This window comes from Ensifer sp. Root954 (assembly GCF_001429005.1).
Classification (GTDB): domain Bacteria; phylum Pseudomonadota; class Alphaproteobacteria; order Rhizobiales; family Rhizobiaceae; genus Ensifer; species Ensifer adhaerens.
Map to the genome: position 1 here is coordinate 149,565 of NZ_LMJM01000023.1, position 23,360 is coordinate 172,924.

Genomic DNA, 23,360 nt, shown 5'->3' on the forward strand with positions numbered 1-23,360 from the left:
ATGCCGCCCATGCCGCCAGGCATGCCAGCCGGGGCGTCCTTCTTCGGCAGTTCGGCGATCATGGCTTCCGTCGTAACGAGGAGGCCGGCAACCGAAGCAGCGTCCTGAAGGGCGGTGCGAACGACCTTGACCGGGTCGATGATGCCCATCGAGATCATGTCGCCGTATTCGCCGGTCTGGGCGTTGTAGCCGAAGTTGTCCTGGTCCTTGTCGAGGATCTTGCCGACAACGATGGAGGCTTCGTCACCAGCGTTCTCAGCGATCTGGCGGGCCGGAGCCTGCAGAGCGCGACGAACGATGTTGATGCCGGCTTCCTGGTCGTCGTTTGCACCCTTGACGGTGATCTTGACGGAAGAACGCAGCAGGGCAACGCCGCCGCCCGGTACGATGCCTTCCTGAACAGCAGCGCGCGTCGCGTTGAGAGCGTCGTCGATGCGGTCCTTCTTTTCCTTCACTTCGACTTCCGTCGAGCCGCCAACGCGGATCACGGCAACGCCGCCAGCGAGCTTGGCAAGACGTTCCTGCAGCTTCTCGCGGTCGTAGTCGGAGGTGGTGTCTTCGATCTGGGCCTTGATCTGGGCAACGCGGCCTTCGATGTCGGCCTTCTGGCCGGCGCCGTCGACGATCGTCGTGTTTTCCTTGGAGATCGAAACCTTCTTCGCACGGCCGAGCATGTCGAGCGTGACGTTTTCGAGCTTGATGCCGAGGTCTTCGGAGATCACGGTGCCGCCCGTCAGGATGGCGATGTCTTCGAGCATGGCCTTGCGGCGATCGCCGAAGCCCGGAGCCTTGACGGCAGCGATCTTCAGGCCGCCACGCAGCTTGTTGACGACGAGCGTTGCAAGAGCTTCGCCTTCGACGTCTTCAGCGATGATGAGGAGCGGCTTGCCGGTCTGAACGACAGCTTCGAGAACCGGGAGCATGGCCTGGAGGTTCGAGAGCTTCTTCTCGTGAAGGAGAACGAAGACGTCGTCGAGGTCAGCGACCATCTTTTCCGGGTTGGTGACGAAGTAGGGCGACAGGTAGCCGCGGTCGAACTGCATGCCTTCGACGACTTCGAGTTCCGTTTCGGCGGTCTTGGCTTCTTCAACCGTGATGACGCCTTCGTTGCCGACCTTCTGCATCGCTTCAGCGATGTCGAGGCCGATCTGACGCTCGCCGTTGGCCGAGATCGTGCCGACCTGTGCAACTTCTTCCGAAGTGTTGATCTTCTTGGCCTTGGCCTGGAGATCCTTGACGACTTCGGTGACAGCGAGGTCGATACCACGCTTCAGGTCCATCGGGTTCATGCCGGCAGCAACAGCCTTTGCGCCTTCGCGAACGATCGCCTGGGCAAGAACGGTTGCAGTCGTGGTGCCGTCGCCGGCGATGTCGTTGGTCTTCGAAGCAACTTCGCGGACCATCTGGGCGCCCATGTTTTCGAACTTGTCTTCGAGTTCGATTTCCTTGGCGACCGATACGCCGTCCTTGGTGATGCGCGGAGCGCCGAAGGACTTGTCGATGATGACGTTACGACCCTTCGGGCCGAGCGTGACCTTTACGGCGTCAGCGAGGATGTCGACGCCACGCAGCATCTTTTCGCGCGCGGTGCGGCCGAACTTGATTTCTTTTGCAGCCATTAGAGAAAACTCCCGGGCTCATTGCCCATTGGTTGTCATAAAAAGGGGTGGACGCCGGCTGATCAGCCGATGATGCCCATGATGTCGGCTTCCTTCATGATCAGAAGGTCTTCGCCGTTGATCTTGACTTCGGTGCCCGACCACTTGCCGAACAGAACGCGGTCGCCAGCCTTGACGTCGAGGGCAACGACCTTGCCGCTTTCGTCACGGGCGCCCGAACCGACGGCGACGATTTCGCCTTCCTGCGGCTTTTCCTTGGCGGTGTCCGGAATGATGATGCCGCCCTTGGTCTTCTCTTCAGACTCAACGCGGCGAACGACGACGCGGTCGTGCAGCGGGCGGAAGTTGGTGCTTGCCATTAGTCTAATCCCTCGATCAAATGACATTACGGATCGCTGATCGACCCGATGGATGGGTGTTAGCACTCTCATTTATCGAGTGCTAGCGATGCCGAGATAAGCTTGGGTATGGGGTGAGTCAAGGATCGGCGCCTAGATTTTTTGCTGACGGCAGGTGCCCCGGACGGGCGCAGCAGGCGCGGGCACAGGCAGCCTAGCCCCATTCTTGGCGAAATGTGGGCGATCGCGTCGATGAGTGGCATGGGCGGGATTTTGACGGTTGATAACCACGACAATGTGCTTCTGCGCGGCGGGCCGCATCTGCAGTGCATTTTTCCTGGTTCTCGACACCGCCGGAATCCTTGGGAGGGTGCGCCTTTTTCGGGAGACGAGACTTGTAATCTCCTGCCTTCCTTGCCATGCAAGCCGGAAACCGTGTTTGCAGGAAGCCAGGATGGCCGCAAGGATCAACAGTTTTCGCGAAATCGCCAAGCGCTACGATGTCGTTTTATGTGACGTCTGGGGCGTGCTTCACAACGGCGTGCAGGCTTTCGCGTCCGCCTGTGAAGCATTGGCCGAGGCGCGCGCCGCCGGACTGACCGTCGTGCTCATCACCAATTCGCCGCGCCCGAGCCCGATGGTGAAGGTGCAGATCCGCAGTCTCGGCGTGCCCGACGAAGCCTATGACCGGATCGTCACTTCGGGCGACGTGACCCGGGCGCTGATCGCTGCCGCCGACAAGAAGATCTTCTTCATCGGCGCCGAGCGCGACCTGCCCCTGCTCGAGGGTCTGGGGACGCAGATCGTTTCCTCGGAAGATGCCGAGACGGTCGTCTGCGCCGGCTTCTACGACGACGAGACCGAAACGCCCGAGCATTACCGCGCGACCCTGACGGGCCTTGCCAAGCGCAAGATCCCGTTCATCTGCGCCAACCCGGATCTCGTCGTCGAGCGTGGTCACCGGCTGATCCCCTGCGCCGGTGCGATTGCCAAGCTTTACGAAGAGCTGGGTGGCGAGGCGCGCATCGCCGGCAAACCCTATATCGCGATCTATCGCGCCGCCCTGGGCGAGGCGAAGGCCGCGCGCGGAGCGATTGACCTGACCCGTGTCATCGCCGTTGGCGACGGCATGCCGACGGACGTCAAGGGCGCGCAGGACGCGGGCCTGGATCTGCTCTATATCAGCGCCGGTATCCACGCCCAGGAATACATGAACGAAAGCCGGACCGACGAGGCGAAGCTTGCCGCCTTCCTCAAGAAGGAGGGCGCCTCGCCGAAATACTGGATGCCACGGCTCGCCTGACGGGAAGACGGAGATGACGGTTTTTCATCGCAACGAGACCCGTGATCCGCTTCCGGAGCACTTGCGCGGCGGTGTCGTCGCCATCGGCAATTTCGATGGCGTTCACCGCGGCCACCAGTCGGTCCTTAACCGGGCGCTGGAGGAGGCCAAGTCGCGCGGCGTGCCCGCGCTGGTCCTGACTTTCGAGCCGCATCCGCGAACCGTTTTTCGCCCGGACACTCCAGTCTTCCGGTTGACGCCGGCGCCGCTGAAGGCGCGCATCCTCGAAGGCATGGGCTTCGGCGCCGTCATCGAATATCCCTTCGACCGTACCTTCTCTCAGCTTTCCGCCTCGGATTTCATCCACCGCATCCTGCTTGAATGGCTGCATGCCTCGCATGTGGTGACCGGTTTCGACTTTCATTTCGGCAAGGGCCGCGAAGGCGGGCCTGCCTTTCTGATGGCGGCAGGCGGCGACAACGGGTTTGGTGTGACGCTGGTCGATGCCTTCCGTGATGAAAATGCATCCGTCATCTCGTCGAGCTATGTCCGTGCGCTGCTCGGCGAAGGCGATGTCGCCCAGGCCGCGGGCATGCTCGGCTACCGTTATCTCGTCGAAGCCGAGGTGATCGGCGGCAAGAAGCTCGGTCGCGAACTCGGTTTTCCCACCGCCAACATGCGGCTTGCACCCGAGGTGGAACTCCGACCCGGCATCTACGCCGTGCGCTTCCGTCGTCCCGACGGCTCGCTTTACGACGGGGTCGCCAGTTTCGGGCGCCGGCCGACGGTCGACAGCGACGGCGAACCGCTGCTCGAGACCTTCGTCTTCGACTTCTCCGGCGATCTCTATGGCGAAGTCTGCGCCGTGACTTTCTTCGGTCACCTGCGCGACGAATTGAAATTCGATGGCCTCGATCCGCTGGTGGCGCAGATCCGGCAGGACGAGGCCGAGGCCCGCGCGCTGCTTTCCGGCGTCACGCCACTCGGTGACATCGACCGCAAGCTCAACTTCGCCCGATAAAAGATTTCGGTCTTCGCGCGGCGGCGGACCTTTTCAAAAGGCCGAAAACGCCTTAAACAACCGGCCACCATGACCCGGCACCGTCGATTGATCATCGATCAGCGAATTATTGGCCCGGCCTTCCGCGTGCTTTGATCAGCCGGAAGGTCCGGGATTTCGGCGTTTCCGACGCCCCAGTCATCTCTCGATACCGAGCCCATTTCGTATGCGCGGCCGTTCGCGCGAAGAAGCGATTGCAAAAACCATGACCGACACCGCTGAAAAGATCGACTACTCCTCGACCCTCTATCTGCCGCAGACGGAATTTCCGATGCGCGCGGGCCTGCCGCAGAAGGAGCCGGAAACGGTGGCCCGCTGGCAGAAGATGGGCCTCTACAAGAAGCTGCGCGCATCGGCTGCCGGCCGCGACAAGTTCGTGCTGCACGACGGCCCGCCCTATGCTAACGGCAACATCCACATCGGCCACGCGCTGAACAAGATCCTCAAGGACGTCATCAACCGCTCGTTCCAGATGCGCGGTTTCGACGCCAACTACGTGCCCGGCTGGGACTGCCACGGTCTGCCGATCGAGTGGAAGATCGAGGAGAAGTACCGCGAGAAGGGCCAGAACAAGGACGAGGTTCCGGTCAACGAGTTCCGTCGGGAATGCCGCGATTTCGCCGCCGGCTGGATCCAGGTCCAGGCCGAGGAGTTCAAGCGTCTCGGCATCGAGGGCGACTTCGACAATCCCTACACGACGATGAACTTCCACGCCGAAGCGCGCATCGCCGGTGAGCTGATGAAGATCGCCAAGCTCGGCCAGCTCTATCGCGGCTCGAAGCCTGTCATGTGGTCGGTTGTCGAGCGTACGGCGCTTGCCGAAGCCGAAGTCGAATACGCCGATGTCGAAAGCGACATGATCTGGGTGAAGTTCCCGGTCACCGAAGGTCCCGACAGCCTTGCCGGCACCTTCGTTGTGATCTGGACGACCACGCCCTGGACCATCCCCGGCAACCGCGCCATCGCCTACTCGTCGCGTTATGCCTATGGCCTCTACGAAGTGGCGACCGCCGAGAACGATTTCGGCCCCCAGCCGGGCGAGAAGCTGATCTTTGCCAAGCGCCTGGCCGATGAGTCTGCCGCCAAGGCGAAGCTCACCTTCAACTTCGTTCGCGACCTCGAGGCCGATGAACTGTCGTCCGTGACCTGCGCCCATCCGCTGCACGGTCTGGGCGGCGGCTACGCCTTCAAGGTGCCGCTGCTCGACGGCGACCACGTGACCGACGATGCCGGCACCGGCTTCGTGCACACGGCCCCGAGCCACGGCCGCGAGGACTTTGATGCCTGGATGGACAATGCCCGCGCGCTCGAAGCCCGCGGCATCTCCTCGGCGATCCCGTTCACGGTCGACGACGCCGGCTACTTCACCGCTGACGCCCATGGTTTCGGCCCGGACGCCGAAGGTGGCGCCGGCCGCGTCATCGACGACAAGGGCAAGAAGGGCGACGCCAACGATCGCGTCATCAAGGCGCTGATCGCCCGTCACGCGCTCTTCGCTCGCGGTCGCCTCAAGCATTCCTATCCGCATTCCTGGCGCTCGAAGAAGCCGGTGATCTTCCGCAACACGCCGCAATGGTTCGTCTACATGGACAAGGCCTTTGGTGATGGCACGACCCTGCGTTCGCGCGCGCTGTCCGCCATCGACGACACCCGTTTCGTTCCGGGCGCCGGCCAGAACCGCCTGCGTGCCATGATCGAGGGACGTCCGGACTGGGTGCTCTCGCGTCAGCGCGCCTGGGGCGTGCCGATCGCGATCTTTGCCGACGATCAGGGCGAGATCCTGATCGACGAGGCCGTCAACGCTCGCATCCTCGACGCTTTCGAACAGGAAGGTGCCGATGCCTGGTTCACCGAAGGCGCCAAGGATCGCTTCCTCGGCAACGACCACGATCATGCCAAGTGGCATCAGGTCATGGACATCCTCGACGTGTGGTTCGACAGCGGTTCGACCCATACCTTCACGCTCGAAGACCGTCCGGACCTGAAGTGGCCGGCCGACGTCTATCTCGAAGGTTCGGACCAGCATCGCGGCTGGTTCCATTCCTCGCTGCTCGAAGCCTGCGCCACGCGCGGCCGCGCACCCTACAACGCCGTTGTCACCCATGGTTTCACCATGGATGAGAAGGGCGAGAAGATGTCGAAGTCCAAGGGCAACACCGTCACCCCGCAAGAGGTGATGAAGGATGCCGGCGCCGACATCCTGCGCCTGTGGGTGATGACGACGGATTATTGGGAAGATCAGCGCCTCGGCAAGACGATCATCCAGACAAACATCGACGCCTATCGCAAACTGCGCAACACGATCCGCTGGATGCTCGGCACGCTCGCCCACGACAAGGGCGAGGACATTGCCTATGCCGAGATGCCGGAACTCGAAAAGCTGATGCTGCATCGCCTGGCCGAACTCGACCAGGTCGTGCGCGAAGGCTACGACGCCTTCGACTTCAAGAAGATCGCCCGTTCGCTGATCGATTTCTCGAACGTCGAGCTCTCGGCCTTCTATTTCGACGTTCGCAAGGATGCGCTCTACTGCGACGCGCCGTCGAGCCTGCGCCGCCGTGCGGCACTCGCCGTCATCCGCAAGCTCTTCGATTGCCTCGTGCTGTGGCTGGCGCCGATGCTGCCGTTTACGACCGAAGAGGCCTGGCTGTCGCGCAAGCCCGATGCGGTCTCGGTGCACCTCGAACAGTTCCCGGCGATCCCGGCGGAATGGAAGAACGATGCGCTCGAAGCCAAGTGGGAGAAGATCCGTGCGGTCCGCACCGTCGTCACCGGCGCGCTCGAGATCGAACGCAAGGACAAGCGCATCGGCTCGTCGCTGGAAGCCGCACCGGTCGTCCACGTCGCCGATCCGGAGCTGTTGAAGGCGCTGGAAGGCCAGGACTTCGCCGAGATCTGCATCACCTCGGGGATCACTGTCGAGACCACCGAAGGTCCGGCCGACGCGTTCCGGCTGGCTGACGTGGCCAAGGTCAGCGTCGTGCCGAAGCTTGCCGAAGGCCAGAAATGCGCTCGCTCCTGGCGGATCACGACCGATGTCGGTTCTGACGCACTCTACCCGGACGTGTCCGCCCGGGATGCCGCTGCCTTGCGCGAGCTTGGTTTCAAGGCTTAACGCATTGTTACCGGATGAATTGCACTCCTTGCGTTCATCCGGTAAAACCTGCCCGAAATTTGGCGGATTTCTCCGCCATGGGCGCTTGAGTGGCCGCGCTGACTGGTGGCCGGCTGGAAGGAATCTCATGGAAATGACGCGAGAGTTGCGAGTGTTTGCCAGCGTGGCCGCCATTTTGACGAGCGGCCTGGTGCTTACGGGCTGCATCGGCGGCCCGACCTACGGCACGGACAAGACCGCCGGCGAACAGCTCATGGACGACCTCGGCAGCGTCGCAAGCTTCGGCCCGCCGAAGCGGGATCCGGTCAAGTACCAGCCGCGTCCGGGTCTCGTCCTGCCGCCGTCGGCCCAGCAGGCCTCGCTCGTCGAGCCGCAGAAGTCGCTCGCCAGCCGCGAGGGGAACCCGGAATGGGTCGAGTCTCCGGAAGAGGTGCGCAACCGCCTGCGTGAAGAGGCCGACGCCAACAAGAACAACCCGAACTATGTCTCGCCGCTTGCCAAGGCAAGCGCCAACGGTCGCCGGCTCTCTGCAAAGGAGCAGCAGGAGGCCTATCGTGAAGGGCGCAAGATCGAGATGGGCGCCTATTCCGACAAGCGCCGCTTCCTGAGCGATCCGCCGCTCGATTACCGCCGCCTGCCCGAGGGTACCGAGACCGATCTCGGCGAGCCGGAGAAGGACAAGGAGCGCCGCCGCAAGAAGGAGGCGCAGATCAAGAATACCGGCTCCAAGTGGTATTGGCCCTTCTAAACCCGTTCTCGCCGTTCCCTTGAACGGCGAAATGCCTCTCTCCCTTGGATCTATGCAGTTCCGGTCGAAAGCGCGTTTGCTTGGCTGCTGGAACTGCTTGAGAAGCGCCTGAGCCATGACCATCAGCATTCGCGACGCCCGCCCGGAAGACGCCGAAACCATTCTGCGCTTCATCACCGAACTTGCCATCTACGAGAAGGAGCCCGACGCCGTCGAGGCGACGGTCGAGATGCTGCAGGCCTCGCTCTTCGGTCCCGGTGCGATCACCCGCGCGGTGATCTGCGAGAAGGATGGCAAGCCGGCTGGTTTTGCCATGTGGTTCTACAACTATTCCACCTGGCAGGCGCGCAAGGGTCTTTACCTCGAGGATCTTTACGTCACCCCGGATTGCCGCGGCTCCGGCGCCGGCAAGATGCTCCTGAAGCATCTGGCAAAGATTGCCGTCGAGGAAGGCTGCGGGCGCTTCGAATGGAGTGTGCTCGACTGGAACGAACCGGCGATCCGCGTCTACGAATCGGTCGGCGCAGAGCCGATGTCCGAGTGGACGCGCTACCGCCTTTCGGGTGTCGCGCTCGAGAGCTTCGCCGCCGACTGAAGACGTTAAGGGGTCTCACCGCTTGCCGGCAAAGAAATCCCTGAGGATATCGGCGGCTTCCCGCTCGGCGATGCCCGAATAGACATCGGGCGCATGGTGGCAGGTGGGCGAGCCGAAGAAGCGCACACCGCTGTCGACCGCGCCGCCCTTCGGGTCGTCTGCGCCGTAATAGAGGCGACGGATGCGGGCGAATGAAATCGCCGCCGCGCACATGGTGCAGGGTTCGAGCGTGACGTAGAGATCGGCGCCGGTCAGCCTTTCGTCCTCGAGAACGGCGGCAGCCTCGCGGATGGCGACGATCTCCGCATGGGCGGTCACGTCGTTGAGCTCGCGGGTGCGATTGCCGGCGCGCGAGATGATGCGGCCGTCGAAAACCACCACGGCGCCGATCGGCACTTCGCCGCGTTCGGCAGCCTTGCGGGCCTCTTCAAGGGCCGCATCCATGAAGCGTGTCGTCTCAGCCATCGCTCAAACAATAATTTCTCTTAACCCACGGGCCGCGACCTGATAGGACAGCCGCAAAAGGCAGGCAACACAAATGACATCCAAAGACAAGCCCACGCGGCCTGGCGGCAAGTCCGCTGGCCGGGACAAGAAACCGCATTTCGCCGACAAGAAGGGCGCTGCGCCGAAAAAGGCTGCAGGAGCCAAGGCTTCCGGCCCGAAGTCTTTCGGTGCCAAGGGCCCCGGCAGGAGCTTCGACGCAAAGACGTCTGATCCCAAGGCCGGCGCTTCGCGTCCGGCCCGGGAGCGCCCGGCAGCGGCTGCAGCGGCCGCCGACGAGCCGCAGCGCATCTCGAAGATCCTGGCGCGCGCCGGCGTTGCCTCGCGTCGCGACGTCGAGCGCATGATCATGGAAGGCCGCATCAGGCTCAACGGTGTCATCCTCGACACGCCCGTGGTCAACGCGACGCTCGCCGATGCGATCGAGGTCGATGGCCAGCCGATCCGCGGTATCGAGCGCACGCGCCTCTGGCTCTATCACAAGCCGGCCGGTCTGGTGACCACCAATGCCGACCCGGAGGGCCGTCCGACCGTATTCGAGAACCTGCCGGACGAGCTGCCGCGGGTTCTGTCGATCGGCCGCCTCGACATCAACACCGAGGGCCTGCTGCTCCTCACCAATGACGGCGGCCTTGCCCGCGTGCTCGAACTGCCGTCGACCGGCTGGCTGCGCCGTTACCGCGTGCGCGCCCATGGCGAGATCGATCAGGAAGCGCTCGACAAGCTGAAGGACGGCATCGCCGTCGACGGCGTGCTGTACGGCGCCATCGAAGCGACGCTCGACCGCGTCCAGGGCTCGAACGTCTGGATCACGATGGGGCTTCGCGAAGGCAAGAACCGCGAAATCAAGAACGTGCTCGGCGCGCTCGGCCTCGACGTCAACCGCCTGATCCGCATCTCCTACGGCCCGTTCCAGCTCGGCGAACTGCCGGAGGGACACGTCCAGGAAATTCGCGGACGCACGCTGCGCGACCAATTGGGACCGCGCCTGATCGAGGACGCCAAGGCGAACTTCGACGCGCCGCTTTACAATGATCAGGCGGCGACCGTTGCCGGTGAGGCTGAAGACGACGCCGCCGACACGCGCAGGCCGGAGCGCAACAACCGCTGGGAAAAGCCGGAGGACAAGCGCGAGCGTGCCCTTTCTCGTCTGGACACCCGTCGTGACGACCGCCGCGACGGTGGTGGTCGTGGCAAGGATGGTGCCCGCGGCAAGGGTGGCCCGCGCGAAGACCGCGACGCCAAGTTCGAGGATCGGCCGAAGCGCGCGCCGGCTCAGCGCGCCCGCACGGCCAATGTCTGGATGGCGCCGGGCGCCCGCCCGCTCGCCGAAAAGAAGCCGAAGTCCGTTGATGGCGATGCCACCGAGAAGTCCGCCCGTCGCGAGCGTCCGGAAAGCGCGCCGAAGTCCAAGCGCTACGGCCGCAACAAGGATGGTCTGGCGACGAAGACGACCGGCAAGTTCGACCCGGACCGCAAGGGTGGCCCGCACAGAGACTTCGACCGCGCCGATCGTCCGGCGTCTGCCGCGCCGGTCAAGCGTCGCGACGACGAGGGCGAATGGATCAGCGCCAGCGAGCCTGCCCGTCGCGGCAAGGACGAGGGCCGCGATGGCGGCTTTGGCCGACGCAAGTCGGGCGACGCGGGTGACCGCAGGTCGCGCGATCACGGTGACCGTCCTGCGCGCCGTGACGGCGGCGACCGTCCCCGTTCTGAAGGCGGACCGCGCAGCTATTCCGACAAGCCGAGGGCGCCACGCGCCGACGGTGATCGTCCGCAGCGTCGCGAAGGCGGTGAGCGTTCGTTCAGTGACCGTCCAGCTCGCAGCGACGGCGGTGATCGCCGGTTCGACAAGCCGCGGGCTCCACGCGCTGACGGTGACCGTCCGCCGCGTCGCGAAGGTGGCGACCGTCCGTTTGGCGACAAGCCTCGCGGCAAGTCGTTCGGCGGCAAGCCCTCGGGCGGAAAATCCTTCGGTGAACGCTCCGGCGGTCCGCGCGGCGGTAAGCCTGGTGGCGGCAAGCCCGGCGGTGGACGCCCCGGCGGTCCTGGTCGCTCCGGCGGCGGGCGCCCGGCTGGCGGCGGCAAGCCGCGCGGCAGAGGAAACTAAGCGGTCGTGCGGATCGTCGGCGGAGAGTTTCGGGGTCGCAGCCTGGCGACCCCCAAGTCCAACGATATCCGGCCGACCACGGACCGGACGCGCGAAAGCCTGTTCAACATTTTGAGCCATTCCTATCCGAACGCGCTCGACGGCACGCGTGTGCTCGACCTTTTCGCGGGCACCGGCGCCGTCGGCTTCGAGGCGCTGTCGCGCGGGTGCCGGCATGCGCTCTTTGTCGAGCAGGGCGTCGAGGGCAGGGGCCTGATCCAGACCAACGTCGAGACGCTCGGCCTGCAGGGCCGGGCCAAGGTCTTCCGGCGCGACGCCACCAGCCTTGGCGGCGTCGGTACGATGGAGCCGTTTCATCTCGTCTTCGCCGACCCGCCCTATGCCAAGGGGCTGGGCGAAAAGGCCTTGGAGTCGGCTGCCATCGGCAACTGGCTGGTGCCCGGCGCCCTGGTGATCCTCGAAGAGCGGGCAGATGTCCAGCCGGCGCCGGTCGCCGTCTTCGAAAACCTCGACGTCAGGGTGTTCGGCGACACGCGCATGCATTTCTATCGGTTTCGCGGAGCCTGATGCCGTAATTTCGGTTGAGTTGCCGGGATAGGCTCAGCCGGATGACGCCATTTTCTCAACCCGCCCAGCGCGGAGGCATGCCGATGAAGCAGGATCTTTCGATGACGCATGGATCGGCGGAAGCCCCGGCGCGGCCCACCGTCGCGCTGGCGCTTGGCGGTGGCGGCGCCCGCGGTCTTGCGCATATCCATGCCATCGAGGCGCTGGATGAACTCGGCATTCGGCCGGTCGCGATCGCGGGCTCGTCGATCGGCGCGATCATGGGCGCGGGCATGGCGGCGGGTTTGCGCGGCGAAGAGATCCGGGCCCATACGCTTTCCACCGTCGGCCACCGGCGCGAAGTGGTCAACCGCCTGTGGCAATTGCGGCCGTCGAGTCTTTCCGAAGCGATGGCGAGCGGCTTCCGTTTCGGCCAGTTCAATGTCGAGCGGGTGCTCAAGGCCTTCCTGCCCGAGGCCATCCCGCAAAAATTCTCCGACCTCGAAATCCCGCTGAAGGTAGTCGCCACCGACTATTACGGTCAGACGGAGAAGATCTGCGAGAAGGGCGACCTCCGCAAGGCCCTGGCTGCGTCTGCGGCGCTGCCGGCGATCTTCACGCCGGTCCGGATCGACGGGCGGGTCATGATCGACGGCGGCATCTACAATCCCATTCCCTTCGATCACCTGCGCGGCCTTGCCGATATCGTCATTGCGGTCGATGTCGTCGGCGGGCCGGATGGCGACGGCAAGGCGATCCCGAGCCGGATCGACAGCCTGTTCGGCGCGAGCCAGCTGATGATGCAGTCGATCATCGCCATGAAGCTGAAGGAGGGGGCGCCGGACATCCTGTTGCGTCCCGATGTCGGCCGCTACCGCGTGATGGATTTCCTGCGCGCCCAGGACGTGCTGAACGCAACGGCTGCGATCAAGGACGAACTGAAGCGCGCCCTCGAAGAGCGGATGACAGCGCCAAGGCTCACCTGAACCTTGGTGTTTGAAGCTTGGGGCCTGAACAACCTTGGCAATGACGGCGCGTGCCGTCGCAGCGTGAGCGGTTAGGCGCTTTCGCGCTCGTCCGCGGGAAGGCCCGGGAGGATCCGTTCGCCAGTCTCTTGCGAATGGTCGACCTCGCGCTTCGGCTTGACCAGCGGCTCCGGACGCACAGGCCGCGAGTGCAGCATGTCGCGGCCGGCGGTGATGCCCTCGGCCTCCTGTAGCACGAGGCGCGCCTCGTCGCGCTTGCGGATGTCGTCCATGATCGCGATCGCCTCGTCGTCGCCGACCCCCAGTGCCTCCAGTGTCTTGCGGCCGAAGAGCAGGCCGGACTCGAAGGTCTCGCGCAGTTCGTAGTCGACACCCTTGGCGCGCAGTTCCAGCGTGTGCAGACGATCGTAGGAGCGGGCGTAGATGCGGGCATTCGGATATTCGGATTGCACGAGGTCGATGATGTGGTCGGTCGTTTCCTTCTTCTGGGTGCAGACGGCGACGATCTTGGCCCGTTCGATTCCGGCGGCGCGCAGCACGTCGAGGCGGTTGCCGTCGCCGAAATAGATCCGGAAGCCGAAGGTCGCGGCCTGGCGCACGCGCGCGGCGGAATGATCGATGATCGTCACATCGCGACCGCCGGCAAGCAGGATCTGGGCGGCGATCTGGCCGAAGCGGGAGAAGCCGATCATCAGCACATCGGCATTGGCGCCATCGAAGTCTTCTTCGATCTCTTCGTCCATCTCGTCCTGCTCGCGCATCAATTTCGGCGCGAGCATGGAGGCAAGGGGCGTCAGCGCCATCGACAGGGTCACGATCGCGACCAGCAGCGAGGCGTTGCCGTCCGAGAAGACGCCGGCGCTTGCCGCCGCCGTGAACAGCACGAAGCCGAACTCGCCGCCCTGCGGCAAGAGCAGGCTGATGCGCACGGCGTCATTGTGATGTGATCCGGTGAAGCGGCAGAGCCAATAGAGAACCAGGCTCTTCAGTGCCATCAGCAGCGGCACGGCGATGATGATCAGCTGGTAGCGCTCGACGATGACGCCGAGCTCTAGCGACAGGCCGACCGCCATGAAAAACAGCGCCTGCAGGATACCGCGAAACGGCTCGATATCCGCCTCGAGTTCATGGCGGTAGGAGGACTCGGCCAGCAACACGCCTGCAAGGAAGGCACCCATGGCCATCGACAATCCGGCGAGCTGCATCATGGTCGCCGCCCCCATGACCACAAGCAGTGCGGCGGCGATCATGACATCGCGTGCGCCGGTGCGAGCGATGAGCTGGAACAGCGGATTCACCAGGTAGCGCCCGGCAGCGAAGAGCACGACGATCGCAGTGGTGGCGATGGCGAAATCCTCGAGCGGTGGCGTGGTGTCCTCGGGCGCCTGTGCCGCCAGCAGCGGGATCAGCGCCAGAAGCGGCACGATCGCGAGATCCTGCAGCAGCAGGATCGAGAAGGCGCGCTGCCCGTAGCGCGTGTTGCGGTCGTTGCCCTCGTCGAGAATCTGCATGGCGAATGCCGTCGACGAGAGGGACAGTCCGAAGCCGGCGATGATGCTGCCGCCATGATCGAGGAGGCCGAGGGCATAGATGGCGTAGGAGAGCAGGATGCCTGTCAGCAGCACCTGCGCCGTGCCGAGGCCGAAGATGTCGCGCCGCATCTGCCAGAGGCGCGAAGGCTTGAGTTCGAGCCCGATGATGAAGAGCAGGAAGACGACGCCGAGTTCCGAGACGTGCAGGATCTGCTCGCCTTCGGTGATGCTTTGGGCGACAGGTCCGATCAGCACGCCGGCCGAAAGGTAGCCGAGGATCGTGCCGAGCCCGAGCCGCTTGAAGATGGGAGCGGCGATCACTGCGCCACCGAGCAGCATCAGGGCCTGGGAATAGATGATCGGTGTCGTTGCCATGCCTCAGGCTTTCACTGTTGCTGAACCCGGCCCCCAAGCGGAGCTTTCGAGAGCGCTTCATTTGCGGTGTTTGAGCGGGAATCGGGTCGATGCCCTTGATGCCTGCTTCGCCGCACAATAAATGGGGCAGGAATGAAAGGCCACACCATGTCAGACACGATCGATTCTGCCGACCTCGAAAAACGTGCATCCGAACTCGTGGACCTCGCCCGCAAGGCCGGCGCCGATGCGGCGGACGCGGTGGTGGTGCGCGGGCGCTCCCGCTCCGTCGCCGTCCGCCTCGGCAAGGTCGAAGCGACGGAAGCCTCCGAAAGCGACGACTTTTCGCTCCGTGTTTTTGTCGGACGGCGTGTCGCCAGCGTTTCGGCCAATCCGGGTTTTGACCTGAAGCTGCTCGCCGAGCGCGCGGTTGCCATGGCCAAGGCTTCGCCGGAGGATCCCTTCGCCGCGTTGGCGGACGCCGACCGGCTGGCGAAGTCCTATCCGGACCTCGACCTTTTCGACGCCACGGCGGTTTCCACTGAAACCCTGACCGAGGCGGCGCTTGCCGCCGAAGAGGCGGCACTTGCGGTCTCGGGTGTTACCAATTCCAGCGGCGCTGGCGCATCGGCCGGCATGGGCGGACTGGTACTCGTAACCTCGCATGGCTTTTCCGGCTCCTACATGGCCACCCGCTTTGGCCGCTCCGTCAGCGCGATTGCCGGCGAGGGCACCAAGATGGAGCGCGACTACGATTATGATAGCCGCCTCTTCTTTGCCGACCTGCGCGACGCCGACGAAATCGGCCGCCTTGCCGGCGAGCGCGCGGTCGCCCGCATCAATCCGCGCCAGGTGCCGACCGCCAAGAATGTCACCGTCGTCTTCGATCCACGCATAGCCCGCGGCTTCGTCGGCCATCTGGCCGGCGCCATCAATGGCGCGGCTGTCGCCCGCAAGACGAGTTTCCTGCGCGACATGATGGGCAAGCAGATCCTGAAGTCGGGTCTTTCCGTGACCGACGACCCGCTGATCGTGCGTGGCTCCTCTTCGCGTCCCTTTGACGGCGAAGGGGTCAGCGGCGAGAAACTGGCGATGGTCGAAGATGGTGTGCTGAACCACTGGTTCCTGTCCACATCGGCAGCGCTCGAACTCGGGCTTCAGACCAACGGTCGCGGCGTGCGCGGCGGTCCGACGGTCAATCCGTCCTCGACCAATCTGGCGCTCGAGCCGGGATCGATCTCGCGGGACGATCTCATCCGTGGGGTTGGCACCGGCTTCTACGTCACCGAGCTGATCGGCCAGGGCGTCAACATGGTGACCGGCGAATACAGCCGCGGCGCCTCCGGCTTCTGGATCGAGAACGGCGAGCTGACCTTTGCCGTCTCTGAAGTCACGATCGCGTCCAATCTCAAAGACATGTTCATGGCGCTGACGCCGGCAGACGACATCGACCGCAAGTTCGGCGTCGCGGCGCCGACGCTCGCCATCGAGGGCATGACGCTCGCCGGCCTCTGACAAGGCCGCTGGAAAAGCAGGCGCGGGAAGCCCGCGCCGATCCCGCCTTCCGGACAAGGGAGAGGCGGGCTGACGGGGTTTTGAATGTCTGACACAGCACCACCGGGCGCGGACTGGAAGCCGGATCTCGACGTGATCCGTGCCGCGGCGGTTGTCGCCGGCGAAACCGCGCTCGGCTATTTCCGCAAGGCGCCCGACGTCCGCTGGAAGAACGAAGGCCGCTCGCCGGTAAGCGAGGCGGATCTCGCCGCAAACGATGTGCTGAAGACGCGCTTGCTTGCGGCCCGGCCCGATTACGGCTGGCTGTCGGAGGAGACGGACGACGATCTGAGCCGGCTGTCGCGCGAAACGGTCTTCGTCGTCGATCCGATCGACGGCACGCGGGCTTTCATCGCCGGCAAGGAACTCTGGTGCGTCAGCGTCGCCGTCGTGCATCGCGGCCAGCCCGTTGCCGGCGTGCTCTATGCCCCGGCGCTCGATGAACTCTTCGAGGCGGTCGCAGGCGGCAGTGCGCTGAAAAACGGTGCCCAAATCTCGGTGCGCGAGGCAAAACCCGGGGAAACACTGCATCTGGCGGCTGCCGAGGACACGATCGGCAAGCTTCCGGCGCCCTATCGCAGCGCCGTTACCCGTATCCCGCATGTGCCGTCGCTTGCCTATCGGCTGGCCATGGTTGCCGACGGGCGGATCGACGGCACGCTGGTGAAGAAGAACTCCCACGACTGGGACCTGGCTGCAGCAGATCTCATTCTAGCGAGCGCCGGCGGCGCGCTGGCCGATCTCGATGCGCAGCCGCTCTCTTACAATCGATCCACTGTCGTTCACGGGGTTCTCTGCGCGGCGGCAAAGCCGCTCTTGCCGGGCCTGATCGCCGCATCGCGGTCCATGGAGCCCCATTGACCTTTGAGGCTGAATGCCTCAAATCAACGCCCACACCCAACAAGAATAAATGGAAGTCCGATGGCTCACGACACCGAGAAAAAACAACGTCTGCACCTCGTCTTCGGCGGCGAACTCACCACGCTGACTGACGTACATTTCCGCGACCTGGACAAGCTCGATATCGTCGGCATCTACCCGGACTACGACAGCGCCCTGACTGCCTGGAAATCCAAGGCGCAGATGACCGTCGACAACGCTCACATGCGTTACTTCATCGTCCACATGCACCGTCTGCTCGACCCGGAAAACGGCTGATGCCGATGAGGTCGGGATGCGCGGTGTTTACCCGCATGCCAGTCGCCCTTAAGTCTCTCCGGGCCGGAACGGCCGGGGAAGGTGGCCTGTCATGAGCAGCTTTCGCGCGCGCCTGGCGCTGTCCAGCTACCGCTGGATCGGCTCGGCCATCTATCCCCTCGTCTGGTCCTACCTTGCCATTCGCGCGGCGAAGGGCAAGGAGGATCCGGCGCGCCGCCGTGAGCGCTACGGCCATGCCAGCGAGCCGCGGCCGCAAGGCCCTCTCGTCTGGTTCCACGCAGCAAGCGTCGGCGAAACCAACGCCGTGATCCCGATGATCAAGGAAATCAGGCGGCGCGGCATCCACGTCGTGCTGACGACCGGGACGATGACCTCGGCGCGTGTCGTGGCCGAGCGCCTGGGGTCGACGGTGATCCACCAGTATGTCCCGCTCGATTTCAAGCCGGCCGTCAGCCGGTTTCTCAACTACTGGGAGCCGGATCTGGCGATCATCGCCGAATCCGAGATCTGGCCGATGACCATCCTGGAACTCGGCCGCCGCCATATCCCGCAGGTTCTGGTCAACGGGCGCATGTCCGACCGGACCTTCGCGCGCTGGAAGCGCCGACCGGCGCTCGCCGACGCGCTGTTCGAGAATCTCGCGCTCGTCATTGCCCAGTCCGATGTCGATGCGGAGCGCTTCCGCACGCTCGGTGCGCTGCCGGTCATGGTGTCGGGCAATCTCAAGGTCGACACCGACGCACCGCCACACGATCCGCAGGCGCTGAAGGAGTATCGCCAGCAGATCGGCGCCCGCAAGACCTGGGCGGCGATCTCGACCTTCGACGGCGAGGAGGCGGCCGCCGGTGTCGTGCACCGTGCGCTCAAGGAGCGAACCGGCCTTCTGACGATCATCGTTCCGCGTCATCCCGATCGCAGCGACGCCATCGAGGCGGCGCTGACGGCCAAGGGGCTGAAGGTCGCCCGGCGCACGCGCCGCGATCCGCTGACGCCCGACGTCGATATCTTCCTCGGCGACACGATCGGCGAAATGGGCCTCTATCTTCGCCTGACCGAGGTCGCCTTCGTCGGCCGGTCGCTGTTTGCCGAGGGTGGTCAGAACCCGCTGGAGCCGGCGATGCTCGGCTGCGCCATACTTTCAGGCGGCAACGTCCAGAACTTTCGCGAGACCTATCAGACGCTGGCCAAGAACGGCAGCGCCAAGATCGTGCGCGACGTCGAGATGCTGGCCAAGGGCGTCAACTATCTGCTCGCCAACGACGACATGCGTCGCTCGATGATCGATGCCGGCCTCGAAACCGTGCAAGAGATGCGCGGTGCCCTGTCGGCGACGATGAAGGGACTTGAGCCCTATATCAATCCGCTCGTCGTCAAGGCGCGTCTCAACCCGCCGACCGACAACTGATCCAGCAGGAGACGAAGCCTCGTCATGACAGCAGCCAAAGCCATAGCCGGCATCCTGTTCGACAAGGATGGAACCCTGCTCGACTACGCAAAGAGCTGGGTACCGGTGAACTACGAACTGGCGCGGATCGCGGCAAAGGGTGATGAGGCTCTGGCCCGCACGCTGCTTGCAGCCGGTGGCATGGACGCCGACACCGGCCACGTGCTGCCCGACAGCCTGCTTGCCGCCGGCAACACTGTCGAGATCGCGACCGGCTTCGTCGGCGCGGGCGCGCCCTTCACGATTGCCGAACTGACGAACCTGTTTGACGGCCTGTTTGCGCGCTCGGCGGAATATGCGGTGCCGGTGACCGATCTCGGCGCCTTCTTCGCCGGGCTGCACGCCAAAGGTTACCGCCTCGGTGTCGCCTCGAGCGACAACGAGCGTTCGATCCGCGAAACGGCAAAGCGCTTCGGCTTCGAGGATTACCTACACTATGTCGCGGGCTATGACAGCGGCTACGGCGTCAAGCCGGAGCCGGGCATGGTGCTTGGCTTTTGTGCTGCGACCGGCCTTGAGCCGCGGCAGGTGGTCGTCGTCGGTGACAACAATCACGACATGCACATGGGCCGTAGCGCCGGCGTCGGCATGACGGTCGCCGTCCTGACGGGTACCGGCTCGCGCCAGTCGCTTGCAGCGGCTTCCGACCATTGCCTCTCGGATATCACCGAACTCGAAGCTGTCCTCTAGATCGAGTTGCGGCAGCGCTTGCCGCGATTGCCTTCAGTTTTGCATCGTGATCGGCCCGGTTCAGCGCCCCTGCCGTGGCCGTATCGGTCTCCATAGCTTGCGTTTTTTCCCGTTCTGACGTTTTTTGTCGCAATCCGCCGGTTTCGACCGGCGAACAAACCGTCCCTCCCGGAAACGGAAGGACCTGAGCGGCCGGGAGGCCACGGAACAAAGATGGTATCGGAAGCGCCGCCATTCTGGTGGACCAAGGCGGATTGGCGTGCGCGCGCGTTGTGGCCGTTCTCATGGGTTTACGGACGGATTGCCGGCATGCGCATGGATCGCGCGCAGCGCGCCTCGGTGCCGGTCCCGGTCATCTGCATCGGCAATTTCACCGTCGGCGGCGCCGGCAAGACGCCGACCTCCATCGCGCTTGCGCGCGTCATCCGCGAAAACGGGCTGAAGCCCGGATTCCTCAGCCGCGGTTATGGCGGCTCGCTCGACGTGACGACCGTCGTCGATCTGGAACATCATCGCGCCCGCGACGTCGGCGACGAACCGTTGCTTCTGGCGAAGGAGGCCTTGACCGTCGTCTGCCGCCGCCGCGTCGATGGGGCTCGTCGGCTGGTGAAGGAAGGCGTCGACATCATCATCATGGACGACGGTTTCCAGAGCGCGCGGCTGGCCTTCGACTTCGCGCTTTTGGTGATCGATTCTCGCCGCGGCATCGGCAACGGCTATCTGGTGCCGGCGGGCCCGGTGCGGGCGCCACTGTCGAACCAGCTCCGCCACGCCACGGCCCTGCTCAAGATCGGTGACGGCACCGAGGCCGACGCCTTGATCCGTCGCGCCGCCCGCGCCGGCAAGCAGATCTACGAAGCCGACGTCATAAGCCGCGACGACGGATCGCTAAATGGCGTCAAGGTGCTTGCCTGGGCGGGCATTGCCGATCCGGAGAAGTTTTACCGCACCGTTCGGGAGACGGGCGCCGTCATCGAGGAAACCCGCAGTTTTCCCGACCACCACCATTTCTCCGAGGACGAAATCGCCGATCTGCTCGACCAGGCTGCAGCGCTCGGCTGCCAGCTCGTTACCACCGCCAAGGATCTGGTGCGCCTGGAGCCCGGCCACGGCCGCGCCGCCGAACTTGCCGCAGCGAGCAGGGTGATCGAGATCGATGTGCGCTTCGACGACCCGATGGCGCCGAAAAAGATCATCGAGACGGCGCTTGCCGCGGCGCGTGCCCGCAAGCTGCGCGAAGGCGCGGCTAAGTAACGGCGCCCTGTGGGTCGTGGCGCCGGAGTGCCGTTGTTGGTGTCCGGGCTTGATTAGCGGCGCTGGTTGGGCAGCGCGCCTGCGCGCTTTTCCGCCTCGAGCGAGGCCTCCGCGTCGACATAGGGCTCCTGCCGGGCGACGCTCCAGTAACGCAGTTCGTCGACGGGGATGATCTTGCCGGTCATCGCGCAGACCACGTGCGAACCCGCGAGCACGATCTGAAAGTCGCCGTCGAGATAACGGATCTTCGCTTCGCGCGAAGCGCTTCCTTCAAACCGGTTCATCATGCTCGGCGCCTGTTTCCGTCTTCGTTATTGGTTCTCTGGTCTAGCTCGCCGTCCGGAAAAATGCCAGTCGCATTTCGCCAGGCGTGAAGATCAGCTCCGGCCGAACAGCCGTTCGATATCGGAGAGCTTGAGTTCGATATAGGTCGGCCGGCCGTGATTGCACTGGCCCGAGCCGGGCGTCGCCTCCATTTGCCTCAAAAGCGCGTTCATCTCCTCGGTGCGCATGCGCCGTCCCGAGCGCACCGATCCGTGGCAGGCCATGGTCGCGGCGAGATATTCGAGCCGGCTCGTCAGCCCGCTTGCCGTATCCCATTCGGCAAGCTCGTCGGCGAGCTGGCGCACGAGACCGACGGCATCCATTTCGCCGAGCATGGCCGGCGTTTCGCGCACCGCAATCGCGCCCGGTCCGAAGCGCTCGATCGCGAGACCCAGGCGGGAGAACTCCTCCGCATGGGCCATCAACCGGTCGCAATCGTCTTCGGGCAGGTCGACGATCTCCGGGATCAGCAGCGCCTGGGCGGCGACCGGCCGCGAATGCAGCGCCGTACGCATCGCCTCGAACACCAGCCGCTCGTGCGCGGCATGCTGGTCGACGATGACGAGGCCGTCATCGGTCTGGGCGACGATGTAGTTTTCGTGCAGCTGGGCGCGCACGGCGCCGAGCGGGAACGATTGCGGCGGCGGCGGTTGCTTGGCCTCCGGCGCCGGCACGGGCATTTCCCGCTCGAACGGGGTGGCAACGCGCGCCGAAGGGGCGGAAAATGCCGCAAAGCTTGCCTGCGGCTGCTCGCCGAGGTGGCGCAGCATCGCGTCGAATTGTGTCGGCCGGGAAGGCGACGTCTCGGCGCTCCAGGGCTGCGGGCGGTAATCGCCGGAGCGGAACGCCTGCATCATGCCGCGGGCGCCCGTCGTTGCGGCGCGGTCGCCGTCGCGCGTCAGCGCCTGACGGATCGCGCCGATGATCAGCCCGCGGATCAGGCCGGGGTCGCGGAAGCGCACGTCGGACTTTGCGGGATGCACGTTGACGTCGACGAGCGCCGGGTCGAGCGTGATCGACAGCACGGCGACCGGATAGCGGCCGCTCGGGATCGTCTCGGAATAGGCGGCACGGATCGCCGACAGCAGCAACTTGTCCTGCACCGGGCGGCCATTGACGAAGACATATTGCTGCAGCGAGTTGCCGCGATTGTAAGTCGGCACGCCGGCAAAGCCGGTCAGTTCGACGTCTTCCCGCGCCGCATCGATCTCGATCGCATTGTCGCGAAAATCCTTGCCGAGCACTTGCGCCATGCGCGCTAGCCGGTCGTCGCCGGTTGCCGGGAATTCGAGCGTCGAGCGGTCGCTGCCGGAGAGCACGAAACGGACCGCCGGAAACGCGATCGCCATGCGGCGCACCACTTCCGAAATGGCCGCTGCTTCCGCCTTCTCGGTCTTCATGAACTTCAGTCGGGCCGGGGTGGCGAAGAACAAATCGCGCACTTCGACGACGGTGCCGGTATTGGCCGGCGAGGGGCGGACCGCCTCGGTTTTGCCGCCGGTAACCGCAATGACCGCGCCTTCGCTGGCGCCGGCCGTGCGCGTCGTGATCGACAGCCGGGCGACCGAGCCGATCGAAGGCAGGGCCTCGCCGCGAAAGCCGAGGGTGCGGATGTCGAAGAGGCTGTCGTCGAGCTTCGACGTGCAGTGCCTTCGGACCGCAAGTTCGAGGTCGCCAGGTGCCATGCCCGAGCCGTTGTCGGTGACCCGCAGCAGCGTCTTGCCGCCGCCGGCGGTCGCGATCTCGATGCGGGTCGCGCCGGCGTCGAGCGCATTCTCGATCAGCTCCTTGGCGGCGCTGGCCGGACGTTCGATCACTTCGCCGGCGGCGATCTGGTTGATGAGGGTTTCTGAAAGCTGCTTGATGGCCATGGCCCATTTTCCGGGATTCGCCGCGGAAACGGAAGAGGGGACGGTATCTCGTCCCCGGTCGCGAGCGCTTGGTGCCGACACCCTTGAAAAATGATCGAGGGTTTAATCGGCCCTTAACACTCTGCTGCGATTTTCCACAACAACCTGAATGATCACGGGTTTTGTCTTTTGAGCCTTGCGGCGTAGCTGGACGCCGCACTCCCGCCGCTCGAAGAGACGCCTGCCAAGGCCACCCCAGCATGTCCCGAAATGAAACCGCCGTTGCAGCGCCGCGCG

The 23,360-nt window shown here is 64.6% G+C and carries 20 protein-coding genes; 14 read left to right on the top strand and 6 right to left on the bottom strand.

What is annotated here, in order from left to right:
- Both groL and groES read right to left on the bottom strand, forming a co-directional pair.
- The coding region (gene groL, locus ASE71_RS14790; protein ID WP_060634954.1) for a chaperonin GroEL at nt 1-1,619 on the bottom strand (1,619 nt) is incomplete at its 3' end.
- Nucleotides 1,620-1,681: 62 nt separating this feature from the next.
- Nucleotides 1,682-1,978, bottom strand: coding sequence for a co-chaperone GroES (gene groES, locus ASE71_RS14795; protein ID WP_004675403.1), 297 nt, complete (start codon nt 1,976-1,978; stop codon nt 1,682-1,684).
- A gap of 433 nt (nt 1,979-2,411) precedes the next feature.
- On the opposite strand from groES, the gene ASE71_RS14800 reads away from it, so the two are divergent.
- The 5 genes from ASE71_RS14800 to ASE71_RS14820 all read left to right on the top strand — a co-directional run bounded on the left by ASE71_RS14800 (nt 2,412) and on the right by ASE71_RS14820 (nt 8,757).
- Nucleotides 2,412-3,260: a TIGR01459 family HAD-type hydrolase gene (locus tag ASE71_RS14800; RefSeq protein WP_034800971.1), complete on the top strand. Its 849-nt coding sequence runs from the start codon at nt 2,412-2,414 to the stop codon at nt 3,258-3,260.
- Nucleotides 3,261-3,273: 13 nt separating this feature from the next.
- Nucleotides 3,274-4,260 (top strand): bifunctional riboflavin kinase/FAD synthetase, encoded by a 987-nt coding sequence (locus ASE71_RS14805; protein WP_034800973.1) that lies wholly within the window; start codon nt 3,274-3,276, stop codon nt 4,258-4,260.
- Nucleotides 4,261-4,504: 244 nt separating this feature from the next.
- The gene (gene ileS, locus ASE71_RS14810) at nt 4,505-7,414 is read left to right on the top strand and encodes an isoleucine--tRNA ligase (RefSeq protein WP_060516569.1); all 2,910 of its coding nucleotides are present in this window, start codon (nt 4,505-4,507) and stop codon (nt 7,412-7,414) included.
- Nucleotides 7,415-7,541: 127 nt separating this feature from the next.
- Nucleotides 7,542-8,162: a hypothetical protein gene (locus ASE71_RS14815; RefSeq protein ID WP_060516427.1), complete on the top strand. Its 621-nt coding sequence runs from the start codon at nt 7,542-7,544 to the stop codon at nt 8,160-8,162.
- Between the two features lie 115 nt (nt 8,163-8,277).
- Entirely contained in the window at nt 8,278-8,757 is a 480-nt protein-coding gene (locus tag ASE71_RS14820; RefSeq protein ID WP_060516425.1) for a GNAT family N-acetyltransferase, read from the top strand.
- A 15-nt stretch (nt 8,758-8,772) separates the two neighbouring features.
- Here the strand turns inward: ASE71_RS14820 and ASE71_RS14825 are convergent, their stop codons facing one another.
- The gene (locus tag ASE71_RS14825) at nt 8,773-9,222 is read right to left on the bottom strand and encodes a nucleoside deaminase (RefSeq protein WP_060516423.1); all 450 of its coding nucleotides are present in this window, start codon (nt 9,220-9,222) and stop codon (nt 8,773-8,775) included.
- A 73-nt stretch (nt 9,223-9,295) separates the two neighbouring features.
- On the opposite strand from ASE71_RS14825, the gene ASE71_RS14830 reads away from it, so the two are divergent.
- The 3 genes from ASE71_RS14830 to ASE71_RS14840 all read left to right on the top strand — a co-directional run bounded on the left by ASE71_RS14830 (nt 9,296) and on the right by ASE71_RS14840 (nt 12,903).
- Nucleotides 9,296-11,371 (top strand): pseudouridine synthase, encoded by a 2,076-nt coding sequence (locus ASE71_RS14830; protein ID WP_034800981.1) that lies wholly within the window; start codon nt 9,296-9,298, stop codon nt 11,369-11,371.
- 6 nt (nt 11,372-11,377) lie between these two features.
- On the top strand, nt 11,378-11,938 hold the full coding sequence (gene rsmD, locus ASE71_RS14835) for a 16S rRNA (guanine(966)-N(2))-methyltransferase RsmD (RefSeq protein WP_060516422.1): 561 nt from the start codon (nt 11,378-11,380) through the stop codon (nt 11,936-11,938).
- 83 nt (nt 11,939-12,021) lie between these two features.
- Nucleotides 12,022-12,903, top strand: coding sequence for a patatin-like phospholipase family protein (locus ASE71_RS14840; protein WP_060516420.1), 882 nt, complete (start codon nt 12,022-12,024; stop codon nt 12,901-12,903).
- Nucleotides 12,904-12,974: 71 nt separating this feature from the next.
- Here ASE71_RS14840 and ASE71_RS14845 read toward each other — a convergent pair whose 3' ends face one another.
- A complete protein-coding gene (locus ASE71_RS14845; RefSeq protein WP_034800989.1) occupies nt 12,975-14,810 on the bottom strand; it encodes a monovalent cation:proton antiporter-2 (CPA2) family protein in 1,836 nt (611 codons plus the stop codon).
- A gap of 147 nt (nt 14,811-14,957) precedes the next feature.
- Here ASE71_RS14845 and ASE71_RS14850 point away from each other — a divergent pair, with 147 nt between their 5' ends.
- The 6 genes from ASE71_RS14850 to lpxK all read left to right on the top strand — a co-directional run bounded on the left by ASE71_RS14850 (nt 14,958) and on the right by lpxK (nt 20,889).
- The gene (locus tag ASE71_RS14850; protein WP_060516567.1) at nt 14,958-16,304 is read left to right on the top strand and encodes a TldD/PmbA family protein; all 1,347 of its coding nucleotides are present in this window, start codon (nt 14,958-14,960) and stop codon (nt 16,302-16,304) included.
- A gap of 84 nt (nt 16,305-16,388) precedes the next feature.
- A complete protein-coding gene (locus ASE71_RS14855; protein WP_034800994.1) occupies nt 16,389-17,204 on the top strand; it encodes a 3'(2'),5'-bisphosphate nucleotidase CysQ in 816 nt (271 codons plus the stop codon).
- Nucleotides 17,205-17,264: 60 nt separating this feature from the next.
- The gene (locus ASE71_RS14860; protein WP_043620984.1) at nt 17,265-17,501 is read left to right on the top strand and encodes a DUF4170 domain-containing protein; all 237 of its coding nucleotides are present in this window, start codon (nt 17,265-17,267) and stop codon (nt 17,499-17,501) included.
- A 91-nt stretch (nt 17,502-17,592) separates the two neighbouring features.
- A complete protein-coding gene (waaA, locus tag ASE71_RS14865) occupies nt 17,593-18,906 on the top strand; it encodes a lipid IV(A) 3-deoxy-D-manno-octulosonic acid transferase (RefSeq protein WP_060516417.1) in 1,314 nt (437 codons plus the stop codon).
- Between the two features lie 24 nt (nt 18,907-18,930).
- Nucleotides 18,931-19,635 (top strand): HAD family hydrolase, encoded by a 705-nt coding sequence (locus tag ASE71_RS14870; RefSeq protein ID WP_060516415.1) that lies wholly within the window; start codon nt 18,931-18,933, stop codon nt 19,633-19,635.
- Nucleotides 19,636-19,848: 213 nt separating this feature from the next.
- Nucleotides 19,849-20,889: a tetraacyldisaccharide 4'-kinase gene (lpxK, locus tag ASE71_RS14875; protein WP_060516413.1), complete on the top strand. Its 1,041-nt coding sequence runs from the start codon at nt 19,849-19,851 to the stop codon at nt 20,887-20,889.
- Between the two features lie 53 nt (nt 20,890-20,942).
- Here lpxK and ASE71_RS14880 read toward each other — a convergent pair whose 3' ends face one another.
- Both ASE71_RS14880 and mutL read right to left on the bottom strand, forming a co-directional pair.
- Nucleotides 20,943-21,176: a DUF2093 domain-containing protein gene (locus tag ASE71_RS14880; RefSeq protein ID WP_034801006.1), complete on the bottom strand. Its 234-nt coding sequence runs from the start codon at nt 21,174-21,176 to the stop codon at nt 20,943-20,945.
- A 90-nt stretch (nt 21,177-21,266) separates the two neighbouring features.
- A complete protein-coding gene (gene mutL, locus ASE71_RS14885) occupies nt 21,267-23,084 on the bottom strand; it encodes a DNA mismatch repair endonuclease MutL (protein WP_060516411.1) in 1,818 nt (605 codons plus the stop codon).
- Nucleotides 23,085-23,360 lie beyond the last annotated feature (276 nt).

Bases quoted from the DNA above. Each gene is read 5' to 3' on its own strand.
- ileS (WP_060516569.1), top strand. From the start codon at position 4,505: ATGACCGACACCGCTGAAAAGATCGACTACTCCTCGACCCTCTATCTG.
- ASE71_RS14815 (WP_060516427.1), top strand. From the start codon at position 7,542: ATGGAAATGACGCGAGAGTTGCGAGTGTTTGCCAGCGTGGCCGCCATT.
- waaA (WP_060516417.1), top strand. From the start codon at position 17,593: ATGAGCAGCTTTCGCGCGCGCCTGGCGCTGTCCAGCTACCGCTGGATC.
- ASE71_RS14825 (WP_060516423.1), bottom strand. From the start codon at position 9,222: ATGGCTGAGACGACACGCTTCATGGATGCGGCCCTTGAAGAGGCCCGC.
- ASE71_RS14830 (WP_034800981.1), top strand. From the start codon at position 9,296: ATGACATCCAAAGACAAGCCCACGCGGCCTGGCGGCAAGTCCGCTGGC.
- ASE71_RS14860 (WP_043620984.1), top strand. From the start codon at position 17,265: ATGGCTCACGACACCGAGAAAAAACAACGTCTGCACCTCGTCTTCGGC.
- ASE71_RS14820 (WP_060516425.1), top strand. From the start codon at position 8,278: ATGACCATCAGCATTCGCGACGCCCGCCCGGAAGACGCCGAAACCATT.
- ASE71_RS14870 (WP_060516415.1), top strand. From the start codon at position 18,931: ATGACAGCAGCCAAAGCCATAGCCGGCATCCTGTTCGACAAGGATGGA.
- ASE71_RS14850 (WP_060516567.1), top strand. From the start codon at position 14,958: ATGTCAGACACGATCGATTCTGCCGACCTCGAAAAACGTGCATCCGAA.
- groES (WP_004675403.1), bottom strand. From the start codon at position 1,978: ATGGCAAGCACCAACTTCCGCCCGCTGCACGACCGCGTCGTCGTTCGC.
- lpxK (WP_060516413.1), top strand. From the start codon at position 19,849: ATGGTATCGGAAGCGCCGCCATTCTGGTGGACCAAGGCGGATTGGCGT.
- ASE71_RS14855 (WP_034800994.1), top strand. From the start codon at position 16,389: ATGTCTGACACAGCACCACCGGGCGCGGACTGGAAGCCGGATCTCGAC.
- mutL (WP_060516411.1), bottom strand. From the start codon at position 23,084: ATGGCCATCAAGCAGCTTTCAGAAACCCTCATCAACCAGATCGCCGCC.
- ASE71_RS14840 (WP_060516420.1), top strand. From the start codon at position 12,022: ATGAAGCAGGATCTTTCGATGACGCATGGATCGGCGGAAGCCCCGGCG.
- ASE71_RS14880 (WP_034801006.1), bottom strand. From the start codon at position 21,176: ATGATGAACCGGTTTGAAGGAAGCGCTTCGCGCGAAGCGAAGATCCGT.
- ASE71_RS14805 (WP_034800973.1), top strand. From the start codon at position 3,274: ATGACGGTTTTTCATCGCAACGAGACCCGTGATCCGCTTCCGGAGCAC.
- ASE71_RS14800 (WP_034800971.1), top strand. From the start codon at position 2,412: ATGGCCGCAAGGATCAACAGTTTTCGCGAAATCGCCAAGCGCTACGAT.
- ASE71_RS14845 (WP_034800989.1), bottom strand. From the start codon at position 14,810: ATGGCAACGACACCGATCATCTATTCCCAGGCCCTGATGCTGCTCGGT.